This is a genomic window from Gordonia jacobaea, from assembly GCF_001186365.1.
In the GTDB taxonomy this organism is placed as follows: Bacteria; Actinomycetota; Actinomycetes; order Mycobacteriales; family Mycobacteriaceae; genus Gordonia; species Gordonia jacobaea.
Map to the genome: position 1 here is coordinate 18,596 of NZ_LDTZ01000013.1, position 13,598 is coordinate 32,193.

The 13,598-nt window shown below is 64.9% G+C and carries 13 protein-coding genes; 8 read left to right on the forward strand and 5 right to left on the reverse strand.

Translation table 11 applies throughout. The annotated features are described in order from the left end of the window. The first annotated feature begins 22 nt into the window (after window positions 1-22). Together ABW18_RS00145 and ABW18_RS00150 are read left to right on the forward strand one after the other, a co-directional pair. Window positions 23-484 (forward strand): acyl-CoA thioesterase, encoded by a 462-nt coding sequence (locus ABW18_RS00145; protein WP_049697034.1) that lies wholly within the window; start codon window positions 23-25, stop codon window positions 482-484. Beyond that, window positions 481-1,182 carry a DUF8010 domain-containing protein gene (locus ABW18_RS00150; protein WP_083444260.1) on the forward strand — a complete coding sequence of 234 codons (702 nt, stop codon included), beginning with the start codon at window positions 481-483 and terminating at the stop codon, window positions 1,180-1,182. The genes ABW18_RS00145 and ABW18_RS00150 overlap by 4 nt, the downstream gene beginning before the upstream one ends. A gap of 6 nt (window positions 1,183-1,188) precedes the next feature. Here the strand turns inward: ABW18_RS00150 and ABW18_RS23065 are convergent, their stop codons facing one another. Continuing rightward, entirely contained in the window at window positions 1,189-3,195 is a 2,007-nt protein-coding gene (locus ABW18_RS23065; protein ID WP_387316185.1) for a glycoside hydrolase family 13 protein, read from the reverse strand. Window positions 3,196-3,277: 82 nt separating this feature from the next. Then, a complete protein-coding gene (locus tag ABW18_RS00160) occupies window positions 3,278-3,718 on the reverse strand; it encodes a globin (RefSeq protein ID WP_049697035.1) in 441 nt (146 codons plus the stop codon). Window positions 3,719-3,922: 204 nt separating this feature from the next. Between ABW18_RS00160 and ctaJ the strand changes: the two genes are divergently transcribed. Together ctaJ and ABW18_RS00170 are read left to right on the forward strand one after the other, a co-directional pair. Further along, window positions 3,923-4,171, forward strand: coding sequence for an aa3-type cytochrome oxidase subunit CtaJ (ctaJ, locus tag ABW18_RS00165; protein ID WP_049697036.1), 249 nt, complete (start codon window positions 3,923-3,925; stop codon window positions 4,169-4,171). Next, window positions 4,158-4,658: a DUF5130 domain-containing protein gene (locus tag ABW18_RS00170; protein WP_049697037.1), complete on the forward strand. Its 501-nt coding sequence runs from the start codon at window positions 4,158-4,160 to the stop codon at window positions 4,656-4,658. The genes ctaJ and ABW18_RS00170 overlap by 14 nt, the downstream gene beginning before the upstream one ends. A 113-nt stretch (window positions 4,659-4,771) precedes the next feature. On the opposite strand, the gene ABW18_RS00175 is transcribed toward ABW18_RS00170, so the two are convergent. Further along, window positions 4,772-6,238 (reverse strand): cation:dicarboxylate symporter family transporter, encoded by a 1,467-nt coding sequence (locus ABW18_RS00175; protein WP_049697445.1) that lies wholly within the window; start codon window positions 6,236-6,238, stop codon window positions 4,772-4,774. Between the two features lie 172 nt (window positions 6,239-6,410). Between ABW18_RS00175 and ABW18_RS00180 the strand changes: the two genes are divergently transcribed. Next, entirely contained in the window at window positions 6,411-7,967 is a 1,557-nt protein-coding gene (locus ABW18_RS00180) for a sensor histidine kinase (protein ID WP_387316114.1), read from the forward strand. A 5-nt stretch (window positions 7,968-7,972) separates the two neighbouring features. Further along, window positions 7,973-8,665, forward strand: a complete 693-nt coding sequence (locus tag ABW18_RS00185) for a response regulator (protein ID WP_049697038.1) — start codon at window positions 7,973-7,975, stop codon at window positions 8,663-8,665. A 22-nt stretch (window positions 8,666-8,687) separates the two neighbouring features. Here the strand turns inward: ABW18_RS00185 and pepN are convergent, their stop codons facing one another. Continuing rightward, window positions 8,688-11,261, reverse strand: coding sequence for an aminopeptidase N (gene pepN / locus ABW18_RS00190; protein WP_049697039.1), 2,574 nt, complete (start codon window positions 11,259-11,261; stop codon window positions 8,688-8,690). 154 nt (window positions 11,262-11,415) lie between these two features. On the opposite strand from pepN, the gene ABW18_RS00195 reads away from it, so the two are divergent. Next, window positions 11,416-12,024 carry a mycothiol-dependent nitroreductase Rv2466c family protein gene (locus ABW18_RS00195; protein ID WP_049697040.1) on the forward strand — a complete coding sequence of 203 codons (609 nt, stop codon included), beginning with the start codon at window positions 11,416-11,418 and terminating at the stop codon, window positions 12,022-12,024. A 40-nt stretch (window positions 12,025-12,064) separates the two neighbouring features. Here ABW18_RS00195 and ABW18_RS00200 read toward each other — a convergent pair whose 3' ends face one another. Then, window positions 12,065-13,120 carry a M48 family metallopeptidase gene (locus tag ABW18_RS00200; RefSeq protein ID WP_200903182.1) on the reverse strand — a complete coding sequence of 352 codons (1,056 nt, stop codon included), beginning with the start codon at window positions 13,118-13,120 and terminating at the stop codon, window positions 12,065-12,067. On the opposite strand from ABW18_RS00200, the gene ABW18_RS00205 reads away from it, so the two are divergent. Continuing rightward, a complete protein-coding gene (locus ABW18_RS00205) occupies window positions 13,094-13,567 on the forward strand; it encodes a ribose-5-phosphate isomerase (protein WP_049697042.1) in 474 nt (157 codons plus the stop codon). The genes ABW18_RS00200 and ABW18_RS00205 overlap by 27 nt on opposite strands. The last annotated feature ends 31 nt before the right edge of the window (window positions 13,568-13,598 follow it).

Consider the following 13,598-nt stretch of genomic DNA (forward strand, 5'->3'; position numbering starts at 1 on the left):
TGTCGCGAACGAAAGGACAGTCGTGCTCTACGAGGACGAGGGAGTCAGGACCGACGCCGGTTACGTGGTCAAGGTTCCCGTCCGCTGGTCGGACATGGATGTGTTCGCGCACATCAACCACGCGCGCATGGTGACACTCATCGAAGAGGCTCGGATTCCCTGGCTCTTCTACGACGGGCGACCCACCGCAGACCTGCGTCGGGGTTGTGTCGTCGCGGACCTGCACGTCAAATACCGCCAACAGGTTCGGCACGACGAGGGGCCGATCGTCGTGACCATGTTCGTGGAGAAGGTACGTGCCGTCGACTTCGTCGTCGGATACGAGGTGCGTCCAGACGCCGCGTCGCCCACCGACAAACCCGCTGTCACCGCGACCACCCAACTCGTCGCCTTCGACGTCGACGCTCAGCGGCTGCGACGACTCACCCCGGACGAGCGCGAGTACCTGGAGAGTTTTCGCCGCACGTCGGGCACCGGCGCGTGACGGAGCTGCCCGAGCGGTTCGTCGTCGCGGGAAGTCCCGACGACCGCGGGGACGCATTGGCCTTCCTGTCGCGCGCCATACGCCTCGACGAGGCCGCGGTGATCAGAGTGGTGCAACGGTCCGATGGGCTACTCGCGCTGTGGGCCCATACCGGTTTCGACGTACTGGTCACGAGGTCGATCTTCGGCAGCGTGGCACCGTCGGACATCGTCGTCGACGCCGACACACTCCGCAGTCGGCTGAGCGACGGTACGGCGGGTGTGCCGGTCGAGCCGGGAATGTCACTCGACTCCGCGTGGCGTGGTGCGCTGCCGCTGCGCAGCGGCTACCGGCACCTCGACGATGTCCCCGCGCGGACGGTCGTCGAGTTGACGCGCGAGGGAGCGCGCCTTGCCCGCGAGGAGGGCAGCAACTTCGGGCCCGCTACCGGCCTCCTCGACCAAGGCGTACTCGACGTCTCGTCCGCCGACGGGGCACTGAACGCCACGGTCTCACTGCGATCGTTGTTCGCGCTCACCGCAATGGGTTTCGTGCGCGATGCCGACGGCCACGAGGTGACCGAGACGTCGCCGATCGACGCCATAGGCGCCACCGAGCCTGTACGCGTGCGTATTTCGGCAGCGTGGATTCGGATCGACGCGCGCTACGGTTCGGTGTACCAGCGCAGGCACCGCGACCTCGACGTCACGGTTATCTAGCGGCCCTCAGACGAGCCATGCGGCGGCGTTGGGTGCCAACATGCCGTCGACGAGTGGTGCGCTCGTCAGGATCAGGTCTCCCGGGGGTAGCCCGACCGGTTCGCTCGTCGTGTTCAGCGCGCACACCAGGTGTCCCTCGGAGCGTCGGAATGCCAGGCATCCCGTGGGTGCGCCGTACCATTCGATGCCATCGCCTGCGAATTCGTCACGCTCATAACGCAATTCGATGGCCGTGCGGTACAGCGACAGCGTCGAGTTCATGTCTTCGAGCTCGGCCTCGACGGTGTACTCCGCCCACGATTCCGGAATCGGAAGCCACGTTTGCGGGTTCGTCGAGAAACCGAACGGCGGCTCGGAGCCTTCCCACGGCAGGGGTACCCGGGATGCGTCCCGCCCGCGTTCGGTGTGCCCGGAGCGTTCCCACACCGGATCCTGCAGAGCGTCGTCGGGAAGGTCGGCATTGGGGACGCCGAGTTCTGCGCCGTTGTAGATGAATATCGAACCGGGGAGCGCGAACTCGACGAGCGCCATCGCCCGCGCCCGTGCAGTCCCCAGCTCGACGTCGACGTGGGGCGTCTGCTCGGCTCGTTCTGTCTCGACGTCTTCTGTCCCGCTGTCTTGAGTCTCGGTGTCCGGAGTCTCGGCGTCGAGTGTCTCGCCGGCCGAAGTCTCGGCGTCGGGAGTCTCGTCGTCGAGTGTCTCGCCGGCCGAAGTCTCGGTGTCTTGAGCCTCGGTGTCGGGAGTCTCGCTATCGGGGGTGTCGCTGTCGACGGTGTCGGTGTCGGGAGTCTCGCTGTCGGACGTCACGACGGCGGAACCGTAGCGCGTCACTTCGCGGTCGACGTCGTGATTCGACAACGTCCAGGTGGGTGTTCCGCCAACGCTCTGCACCGCGTCGAGCGAGTTCTCGATGGCGTCGCGGATGGAGTCGGCGTCGAACGGCGCTTTGGCGAGTCTGAAGTTGAAACCCAGATGCAGTTCGTCCGGGCGCAGGTACTCCGCGAATCGCTCGTTGTCGTCGACCCAGATCTCACCGACGTTCGCGGCGCCGGGGTAGTCGTCGATGACAGCGCGGATCTTTCGGTGGATGTCGTGCACCGCGTAGTTGTTGAACCTGGGGTCGTCGTCGCGGTTGACCAGGAGTCCTGCGGCCTCGACGTCCATGTCGGGAAGGTCGGCGGGTTTGGCCATACCGTGTGCGACGTCGATGCGGAAGCCGTCGACGCCGCGGTCGAGCCAGAAGCGCAACGTCTGCTCGAGGTCGTCGAACACCTCGGGGTTCTCCCAGTTCAGATCCGGTTGTTCGCGCGCGAAGATGTGCAGGTACCACTGGCCGGGTGTGCCGTCGGCTTCGGTGACGCGGTCCCACGCGGGGCCGCCGAAGATGCTGACCCAGTTGTTCGGCGGTTCGTCGCCGTTCTCTCCTCGCCCGTCACGGAAGATGTACCGCGCACGTTCGGGACTGCCCGGGCCGGCCGCCAGCGCGTCGATGAACCATTGGTGCTGGTCGCTGGTGTGGTTGGGGACGAGATCCATCGTCACTCGGATCTCGCGGTCGTGCGCCTCGGCGATCAGCTCGTCGAAGGTCGCGAGATCACCGAAGAGCGGATCGATGTCGCGTGGATCCGAGACGTCGTACCCGTGATCTGCCATGGGGGAGCGCATGATCGGGCTCAACCACAACGCGTCGACGCCGAGGAGTTCGAGGTAGCCGAGCTTGTCGATGACGCCTGCGAGGTCGCCGATGCCGTCGCCGTCGAGGTCGGAGAACGACCGGGGATAGATCTGATAGAAGATCGCCGAACGCCACCAGGTGTCGTCGGCTGGGTCGAGCTGGGTTGCAACTGCGGCGAACCCGTCTGCTTCGTCGACCCCTTCTGCTTCGATAACGCCGTCTGCTTCGATGACCCCGTCTGCCTCATGGACGCCGTCCGCCTCGGTGGCGTGCTGGTCGTCGACGCCCGACGCGTCGTCGTTGAGGTCGTCCGGTGTCTCGTCGCTCACCGCGACAATTCTGCCCTACCTGTGTTTTCCGGTAGAAGACCAGGTGGCATCGGCGCGTCGTGTCCGATCTGTCGGATTGGTGCCGGGCAGATCAGAAGGGTGAATTGACCATCGACTGGGCGGCCATCTCCATGTAGTCGACGAGCGCCTGGCGGTGTGGTGGGTCGAGGGTGTCGTCGTCGATCGACGCGATCGCGGTGTGCATGCAGCGCAGCCAGGCGTCGCGCTCGATCGGACCGATGGTGAACGGCTGATGGCGCATGCGCAGGCGGGGGTGGCCCCGTTCTTCGGAGTAGGTTCGCGGGCCTCCCCAGTACTGCTCGAGGAACATGCGGAGTCGACGCTCGGCCGGCCCGAGGTCTTCCTCGGGGTACATCGGCCGAAGGATCTCGTCGGCGGCGACCTCTCGATAGAAGACGCTGGTCAGCTTCTCGAAGGTCTCATGGCCACCGACCTCGTCGTAGAACGAACGATGAACCTGGGTGTTCGCCGGCTGGCCGCCGGCAGGGATGTTGCCGCTCACCCGACCCATTGTCCCCACCGTGCGCTGTGGTCTCAACATTGCTGTGAGAAGGCGGCTACGACAGCACTCTGCACGCGTCTACGACAGACCGTAGGGGTCGGTGCCCGAACGGCTGTGGTGTGGGCTAAATTGATCACACGACCTGTGCGGCGTGAGCGTGCATCGCGCGCTCACCGGCCGTGCGCAAGAGGGTTTATCGATCGGAAGGGTCTCATGGACAACTGGATCGCCTACATCGGAGTGCCGGTCACGGTCCTGGTGGTTATCTTCGCCCTGGCGTGCGTGGTCTCGATGGCATTCTCGAGTGGCGTCAAGTATCCCGAGCAGCAGGAATACACGCTCGACCAGAAGTGGGACCGCGGACCGCTGCTCTTCTCCGCAACGGAGATCGAATCTATTGCGTTGCCGCGTCACGCGGAACCGAACGATGTGGATGGAGGCTCGGCCAGTGCCAAGTGGTGAGATTTCGCAGACGACAAGCTCCGAAGGAACGTCAGAGGTCATCGCGGCCCCCGCGCTGCCCGTCGGCACGGTCATCACCAACAGCGGGCGCGTTTCGTCCACCCGCTTTCCCGGTCAGACCGCGACGACCCCTCCGTTCTCGCGCGACGAACTGATCGCACTCGACGACGCGATCCACGCCGCAACCGAGAAGGCGCTTGTGCGCTTCTCCGTGTACATCGGAGAGCTCGGAACCGACCCGGTGGCCGATGCGCGCAACGTGCTGCTCAAGGCAGCCCCCGAGCCCGCGTACGGCGCGCTGCTCGCGGTCTCGCCCAACACGCACGACGTCGTGGTGGTGTCGGGCAGTGAGGTCGCCGACCGCGTCAACGATCGCGTCGCCGACCTGGGCGTGACCGCCGCGATCGGCAGCTTCCGGCAGAACGAGCTCATCGACGGACTCATCTCCGCGCTGCACGTGATGGCGACCGCAGCAGCACCCATCTGAGCTGCAGCACCGAAGAACTTCAGCGGCCCGAAGAACTTCAGCCGCACCGAATAACCAACGAGAATGGCCCGGGAGCAATCCCGGGCCATTCTCGTATGTTGTTGCTGCGGTTCCTACTGTGCGACCAGATCTCTGGTGGCCGGTGCCTTCTCCGTGGAGACCTTCTCAGCCGGTACGGCGGTGGTCGCGTCCTCATTCGTCGCATCGGGTCGCGTGGGGGAGCTTCCCAGATGGTCGTCGACCATGTCGTTCTCGTCGAACGGATCGCGGCCGGACAGCACGTCGTCGACCCGATTCTTGTCGATGGTCCCTGTCCACGATCCGACGAGAATTGTCGCGACCGCGTTGCCCGAGAAGTTGGTGACCGCGCGAGCCTCGGACATGAAGCGGTCGATGCCCACGATCAGTCCGACTCCGTCCAGCATGGCCGGTTGGTGGGCCTGCAGGCCGCCGGCGAGAGTTGCCAGTCCGGCACCGCTGACGCCTGCGGCACCCTTCGAGGCGATGATCATGAAGACCAGCAGGCTGATCTGTGCTCCGATCGAGAGCGGTGCACCCATGGCATCTGCGATGAAGATCGACGCCATCGTCAGGTAGATGGCTGTTCCGTCGAGATTGAAGGAGTAGCCGGTCGGAACCACGACACCGACGGTGGACTTGTCGACACCGAGGTGCTCCATCTTGGCGATCAGTCGAGGCAGCGCCGATTCGGAGGACGAGGTGGCAAAGATCAACAGATACTCGCGGGCAAGGTAGCGGACGAGTCGGAAGATCGAGACGCCTGCGACCGACCGCAGGATCACTCCGAGGACGCCGAAGACGAACACGACGCATGTCACGTAGAACGCGATCATCAGGATCATCAGCTGTCCGACCGCGGCCCAGCCGGTCTGGCCCACAACGTTGGCGATCGCGCCGAATGCACCGATCGGGGCGAGCCACAGGATCATGCTGAGGATCTTGAACACGAGCTTCTGGATGTAGGCGACAGCCGCGAGGATCGGTTCACCGCTGGGCCCCATGGCCTGCAGTGCGAAGCCGACGAGAAGCGCGACGAACAGTGCCTGCAAGACGTTGCCCGAGGTGAGCGCCGACAGGAGTGACTCCGGGATGATCCCCTGGATGAATGCCATGAGTCCGCCGGATTCGTGGGCCTTGTCGGCCAATGCCGAACCCTTGTCCGCGGTCGCCGTGATGTTGAGGCCGTCGCCGGGCTTGATCAGGTTTCCGACGACGAGCCCGATCGCGAGTGCGATGGTCGACATCACCAGGAAGTAGACGAAGGCGAGTCCGCCGACCTTGCCGACCGTCGCGGCCTTTCTGACCGAGCCGATGCCGAGCACGATGGTGCAGAAGATGACCGGCGCGATCATCATCTTGATGAGGCTGACGAACATGGTGCCGAGTACCCCGAGGTCTTTGCCGACACCGGGAGCGATGATGCCTACCGCCACGCCTCCGACGACAGCGACGATGACCGCCACGTACAGCCAATGCGTCTTGTCGCGCTTCTTGGGGGGCGTTGCCGGCATCTCGTCGGTCGCCACCGCGCCGTCTGGGTGTCGTCGTCTCAGATTCATCGTGCTGTCCTTCCTGTGATGCAGGTCGACGTCTTCGAAGCGCACCCGCTGTGGAAGATTGTTGGGCAACACCGTGATGTGGGTCACCATTGAGTTCATTTCGTTCAGGCGATCACCGTGGTGAACTCGATGGCGATTGCCGTATGGGCGGTCGCGGAAGGATGGTGCGGACATGCTGCAGTGGCGTCCCCGGACACTCGCCGGTCAGGCTGTGGCGCTGCAGTTGGCTGTCGTCGTCGTGATCGTGGTGGCGGCGGCGGCCCTCGCCCTGCTCGATGCCCGGCTCGACGGGGTGCGCGCCGCGCGTGAACAGGTCACTTCTGTGGCGGTGAGCATTGCCGACGCACCGTCGACGGCCCGCGCGCTGGCGTCTCCCGACCCGACCGCGAGCCTGCAGCCGGTGACGGAGGAGATCCGCTCGGTCACCGGGCTGTCGTTCATCACGATCATGAACACAGAGGGTGTGCGCTATACGCACACCAGGCCCGCGCTCATCGGGCAGCGCTACCTGGGTTCCACCAGCCAGGCGCTTCGTGGGGAGGTCTACACCGAGACCTATACCGGGACGCTAGGCCCATCGATCCGTTCGATCGCACCGGTACGCAACGACGAGGGCGTGATCGTCGGGATGGTTGCTGTCGGGATCACGCAGGCCACGCTCACCGACGAGTGGCTGGACCAACTGCCGTTGATCGCGTCGATCGGTCTGGTGGCGATCGTCGCCGCCCTCGGCGGGCTCTGGCTCATCCGACGGCGGCTGTTGCGGCTCACAGGTGGTCTGGCGCCGGGAGAACTACGCGTCATGTACGACCATCACGACGCGGTGCTCCATTCGGTCAAGGAGGGGCTCGTGGTGATCGACGACGGCACGATCGCTTTGTGCAACGACGAGGCGCGTCGGTTGCTCGCAGGCGATCGTGGCGGTGATGTCGCTGAACTCGACGAGATGCCCGAATTCCTGCTCGGCACAGAGCCTCTCACCGACGTGCTGTACGTCGATCAGGGCCGGGTGCTCGTGGTCAATCGGGCCCCCGTGTCGACGCGACCTGGTTCGACCGTCGTCACGATCCGGGACAGGACCGAATTGTCGGCTGCCATAGGCGAATTGGATTCACTCTCGCGCTTCGCCGAAGCGCTCCGGTCGCAGGCGCACGAGTCGGCCAACCGGTTGCACACGATGGTCGCGCTGATCGAGACCGGCCACTCGGAGCGCGCCGCCGATCTCGCCACCGCCGATCTCGCCCTCTCGCAGCGACTGGTCGATCGCGTCTCGGACACGATCAGCGATCCCACCCTCAGCGCGTTGTTGCTCGGCAAGTCGGCCCAGGCAGCAGAACGCGGGATCTCGATGACGTTGACGGAGGAGTCCGCTCTGGACTCGGTCGAGACCTCTCCGTTGACCACCGACGAGATGATCACCATCGTCGGAAACCTGATCGACAACGCGTTGGACGCCTGCGATCCGGATGACCCGTGGGTGGAGGTCACAGTGGCATCGGCGGACGGATTCCTACGGATCGTCGTCGCCGACAGTGGTCCGGGTATGACCGATGATGAATTTGAAAGAGCGTGCAGCAGAGGATATTCGACGAAGTCCGGTGGCGATGCGCAGGGCAGGGGACTCGGCCTTGCCCTGGTGAGTCACGTGGTCAACCGACACGGCGGCACCCTGCGATCCGAGCACACATACGGCTCGGTCGTCACTGTCGAGATCCCGAGCGGAGAATAGCCATCGTGATACGCGTGATGATCGTCGACGACGAGCCGCTACTCGTGCAAGCGCACCGCGACTACCTCGCCCGCATCGGCGGGTTCGAGGTGGTGGCGACGGCGGGCACCGCGCAGGATGCGCACCGCGCGGCGAACGCGGCCGTGGCGGCGGGGGCACCTGTCGAACTCGTGCTGCTCGATCTGGGCCTGCCGGACGCGAGCGGTATCGACCTCGCGTCCGCGCTGTCGGGACTTCGGCCCGATCCCGACATCATCGCCATCACGGCTGCACGCGATCTGCCGACAGTTCGCCGAGCGGTGGCGCACGGCGCGCTGCTTTATCTGCTCAAACCGTTCTCGTACGCGGCTTTCGCCGAAAAGATCGAGCACTACCTGCGCTACCGCGAAACCGTCGCGGGCGACGGCGACGCCGTCAGCCAGCGAGACGTCGACCGTGCGCTTGCCGCGCTGCGCACCGCCGACCCCCGACGCGGCGCGCCCAAGGGCATGGCACCGGACACCACCGACGCCGTCGGAAGGGCGGTCCGCGATGCGCCCGACGGGCTGACCGCATCGGAAGTCGCTGCGCAGGTGGGCAGTTCGCGAGTCACCGCGTGGCGATACCTGGAGCGGCTCGCCGACGCCGGCACGGTGCGCAGGGTCACCGAGTACGGCGGGGCGGGCCGACCCCAGATTCGCTACACCTGGACGAGGTGACCTGTCACTCGGTTGTGAACTGTCACTCGGCGTCGAAACCTCGCGCGCGAAGCGAGCGCTCGACACCGGCGCGACCCTCGATGATCAACCGCTTGAGTGCTGTCGGGTGATCGTTGGAGAGGAACTCGTCGGCCTTCGCCAGCGCCTCGGGAGTGATCTCCCACGACGGATACAGACCGTTGACGACGGTCTGCGCCACCTCGCTCGATCGACGGCTCCAGATCTCCGGAACCGCGGCGAAGTACTTGTCGACGTACGGCGACAACAACTCCGCCTGGCCCGGACGGTCGAAACCTGCCACGACGGCTCGCGTGTAGATGTTGGAGAGCGTGTCGTCGTCGATCGCCTGCGACCACGCGTCGGCCTTCGCCTCCGCAAGCGGACGTGCGGCTCGCGCGGTGGCAGCCTGACGCGTACCCGCAGAGGTGTTGTCGCGCTTGGCCTCCGCGTCGATGACAGGTGTATTCGACGGGTCGCTGTCGATGGCGCCCGCAGTAGCCAGCGCGAGCACCAGCTTCCAGCGCAGATCGGTGTCGATGGTCAGGCCGGCGAGACCGTGGTCGGCGGGATCGTCGCCGTCGAGGAGCGCTCGGACCACCGCGATCTGTTCGTCGAACAGCTTTCCGGAGAGCAGGGTGTTGACGAACGCGAGCTGATGGTCGGAGCCCGACTCGGCCGCGCGGGCGAGTTCGAGGAGTCGGGAGCTGAAACGCGGCCAGCCGACGGTTGTGGCCCACTCCGGGTCGGCGTACGACTCGATCGCGGTTGTCGCCTGCAGCAGAACACGCTGCACCACACCGATTTCGGTCTCGGCGGCGATGCCGTGCTCGACGAGCGCGACAAAGTCGCGCGCCTTCATCTCCGCCTGGCGGGTCATCTCCCACGCGGCCGACCACACCAGCGTGCGCGGCATCGAGTCGGTGATGTCGCCGATGCGTGCGGTGGCGGTCTCGAGCGATTCGGGGTCGAGGCGCACCGATGCGTAGGTGAGGTCGTCGTCGTTGAGCAGGATCAGTTTTCCGCGCGGGACGCCGACGAGGTCGGCGACCTCGGTGACCGAGCCCTCGACGTCGAGTTCGACACTCTGGACGCGCTCGAGAGCTCCGGATGCGTTGTCGTCGTAGATGCCGACGCGCATGCGGTGCACGCGTGTCTCGCCTGCGCCGGGAGCAGCGCCGTCCTGGACGATGGCGAAGCGGGTGAACGCGCCCGAGTCGTCGACCTCGAAGTCGGGGCGGATGACGTTGATGCCGGTGGTCTTGAGCCACTGGCTACCCCAGTCGGACAGATCGCGACCCGACGACTTCTCCAGCGCGGCAAGCAGATCCGAGAACGTCGCATTGCCGAACTTATGTGAGGTGAAGTAGTCGCGTAGACCCGCGAGGAAGTCGTCGACTCCGACATAGGCGACCAACTGCTTGAGCACGGATGCGCCCTTGGCATAGGTGATGCCGTCGAAGTTGACCTCGACGGCGGCGATGTCGGGGATGTCGGCGGCAACCGGATGCGTCGAGGGCAACTGATCCTGGCGATAGGCCCACGACTTCTCGACGTTGGCGAACGTCGTCCATGCGCTGGTGTACTCGGTTGCCTCCGACTGGCACAGCACCGATGCGAATGTGGCGAAGGATTCGTTGAGCCACAGGTCGTCCCACCACTTCATGGTGACCAGGTCGCCGAACCACATATGTGCCATCTCGTGCAGGACGGTCTCGGCTCGCCGCTCGTAGTTGTAGTTCGTCACGCGCGACCGGAAGACGTAATCCTCGAGGAAGGTGACGGCACCCGCGTTCTCCATTGCGCCCGCGTTGAACTCGGGCACGAAGAGCTGGTCGTACTTGCCGAAGGCGTAGGGGATGCCAAAGTTCTTGTGGTAGAAGGAGAATCCCTGCTTGGTCTCGGTGAACAGTCGCTCCTCGTCCATGAACTCGGCGAGGGACGCCCTGCAGTAGATTCCCAGTGGGATCGAACCGTGGTCGTCGGTGTAAGTGTCTGTCCACTCCGCGTACGGCCCTGCGATCAACGCGACCAGGTAGGTGCTCATCACAGGGGTTTGCGCGAATCGGTGCACTCCGCCGTCGATCGACTCGGTCAGCGCGTTCGAGATGACTTTCCAGTCCTCGGGAGCGGTCACGGTGATCGTGTAGGTCGCCTTGAGATCGGGTTGATCGAAGCAGGCGAACATCCGCTTGGCGTCTGCGGTCTCGAACTGCGAGTAGAGGTAGACGGAATCGTCGGTGGGATCGACGAAACGGTGCAGTCCCTCACCGGTGTGCGAGTAGGCGCAGTCGGCGACGACGACGAGCTCATTGTCGGCGGCGAGATCGGGGAGTGTCAGTCCCACCGATTCGTCGAATCCGCTGACGTCGAGTTCTTTTCCGTTGAGCGTCGCCGAGATGAGCGTCGGTGCAACCAGATCGATGAAGGTCTGTGAGCCGGGTGTTGCGGTGAAGGTGACGGTGCTCGTCGAGCGGAACGTCTTCTCTCCGGGCTTGCCGCTGCCGTCGGTGAGGTCGAGTTCTACGTCGTAGTGGGATACGTCGATGGTGGTGGCGCGTTCTCGCGCCTGGTCTCGGGTCAGATTCGGGGCAGTCACAATCGCCAGCTTAGCCGCGTAACGTCGGCGTGGAATCGTTGCGGATGGTCGTTGGTTGAAAGTGCTGCTGGTTCAAAGACCTGATGGTTATTCAATGACCTGTCGGGTGTGAACGACCGATACGCGTCGGCCATGTCGAAGGGAATGTTTGCAGATGTCGCAAAAGGATCGTATTGATTTCTGGTTCGACCCACTGTGCCCGTGGTGCTGGATCACCTCGCGGTGGATTCTCGAGGTGGAGAAGGTGCGCGACGTCGACGTGAACTTCCACCTGATGAGCCTCGCCGTCCTCAACGAGGGCCGCGACATCCCCGACGACTACCGCGAAGCGCTCAAGAACGCCTGGCGGCCGGTCCGCGTGATAGCCGCGGCAGTTGCGGCGAAGGGCGACGACATCCTTGCGCCGATCTACACGGCCATGGGCACCCGAATCCACAACCAGGGCAACAAGGATTTCGACGTCGTGATCGCCGAGACGCTCGATGAACTGGGCCTCGATCCCGAGCTCGCGAAGGCCGCGGACTCCACCGAGTACGACGAGTGGATTCGCACCAGCCATCACGAGGGCATGGACAAGGTGGGCGACGATGTCGGGACGCCGACCATCCACGTCAACGGGGTCGCGTTCTTCGGTCCTGTCCTGTCCCGGATACCGCGCGGTGAGACGGCGGGAACCGTCTGGGACGGCGCTGTCGCCCTCGCGTCGTACCCGCACTTCTTCGAGCTCAAGCGCAGCCGCAATGAGGATCCGCAGTTCGACTGAGCTGGCTCTCGTGGCCTGTCGCTAGAGCTCGGGCTTGTCGCTAGAACTTGGGTGGGGCCTCGAGTCCGTTGGGCAGCGACCCCTCGGCCACGGCGGCGGGGTGCGGCGGCGGCGTGACTGGTACTGCGTTGCCGCTGCCGACGCCGCGAACGATGGTCCTCGGGCGGAACAGAATGGCGCCCGGGCGTGTCCGATCGCGCAGTGCGGCTGCGCGCCACGTCAGAACAGGGTGTGACGCGAGCAGATTCACGAGGAAGATGAAAAAGCCCTTCTCGTGTGTTGCCCTGTCGGCCAGTTGGTCGAAGTCGACGGCGCGCAGCATGTACTTGCCCGCCGAGAGCACGCCCATTGCCCGCGGCGCGCCGTCGGGTTGCGTGTAGTAGCCGAAGTTGTCGGCCGAGTACTCCTGGGCCCGAGACAGCAGCGAGCCGAGTATGGGGATCTGCATGCCGATGCTCGTCGCGAGTTGTCGCCAGTAGGACGTGTGCCCTGCGGCGATGTGACCGACCTCGTGGCCGATGATGAATCGCAGCGCCTCCGGATCACGGGCTCTGCCGCCGATCTCGAAGAGGTCGGAGTAGACGACCACATAGCGCCGGAAACCGTGGCCCGACGCGAACGCGTTGATCTGCCCGTTGCCCAGCACGACGTAGGCGTCGGGGACGTACTCGAGTCCGTAGCGGGCGGCCGCCTCGACGACCATCCGGTATCCCTCGACGAATTGCGTCGGCGTCATCTGAACGCCGTTGGCGCGGGGAGTGGCGTAGGTGATGCCTCGGATGAGGAACAACAGCAACGGCAGCGCGAGTGCCAGCAGCGCGAGCTGATTGAACACACCGAACATCACCAACACCACGGTGATCGCGTAGCCGACCACCGACAGCAGGATCAGCACGACAAGCGTCGGGATCTCCCAAGGATGCAGTCGCGGCTGCGCCGCGTACTTGGCAGGCGTCAGCCACCGTCGGTTGGGGTCGTAGTGGGCCGTCGTCGGCGCAGGATCGGCAAGTCCTGGCACATTGGGAATAGGCGATGAGTCGTCCACGGCCTTCAATCTATAGTGGTCGCTATGCGCGTATACGTCGGTGGCGACCATGCCGGATTCGAACTCAAAGCCAAGATCTCCGAACACCTCAAGGCGAACGGGCACGAAGTGATCGATTCCGGCGCGCACGAGTACGACGCGCAGGACGACTACCCCGCATTCTGCATCGCCACCGCACAGAAGACCGTCGACGATCCGGGCAGCCTCGGCATCGTGCTCGGCGGTAGCGGCAACGGTGAGCAGATCGCGGCGAACAAGGTCAAGGGTGCGCGGTGCGCACTCGCCTGGAATGTCGAGATCGCCCAACTTGCCCGTCAGCACAACAACGCACAGCTCATCGGTATCGGTGGCCGTATGCACACCACCGAGGAGGCGCTCGCGATTGTCGACGCCTTCGTCGACACCCCGTTCTCCGAGGAGCCGCGTCATCAGCGTCGAATCGACATCCTCAGCGAGTACGAGGAGACCGGCATCGCACCGGCTCTGCCCGAGTCCTGATCGTCGGGACTCCTCGCTGGCAGCGATGACC

What these genes read in the sequence shown, in the direction of transcription:
- ctaJ (WP_049697036.1), top strand. Translation starts at nt 3,923, where the DNA reads ATGGACAACTGGATCGCCTACATCGGAGTGCCGGTCACGGTCCTGGTG.
- ABW18_RS00160 (WP_049697035.1), bottom strand. Translation starts at nt 3,718, where the DNA reads ATGGGTCGGGTGAGCGGCAACATCCCTGCCGGCGGCCAGCCGGCGAAC.
- ABW18_RS00175 (WP_049697445.1), bottom strand. Translation starts at nt 6,238, where the DNA reads ATGAATCTGAGACGACGACACCCAGACGGCGCGGTGGCGACCGACGAG.
- ABW18_RS00180 (WP_387316114.1), top strand. Translation starts at nt 6,411, where the DNA reads ATGCTGCAGTGGCGTCCCCGGACACTCGCCGGTCAGGCTGTGGCGCTG.
- ABW18_RS00195 (WP_049697040.1), top strand. Translation starts at nt 11,416, where the DNA reads ATGTCGCAAAAGGATCGTATTGATTTCTGGTTCGACCCACTGTGCCCG.
- ABW18_RS00205 (WP_049697042.1), top strand. Translation starts at nt 13,094, where the DNA reads ATGCGCGTATACGTCGGTGGCGACCATGCCGGATTCGAACTCAAAGCC.
- ABW18_RS00200 (WP_200903182.1), bottom strand. Translation starts at nt 13,120, where the DNA reads ATGGTCGCCACCGACGTATACGCGCATAGCGACCACTATAGATTGAAG.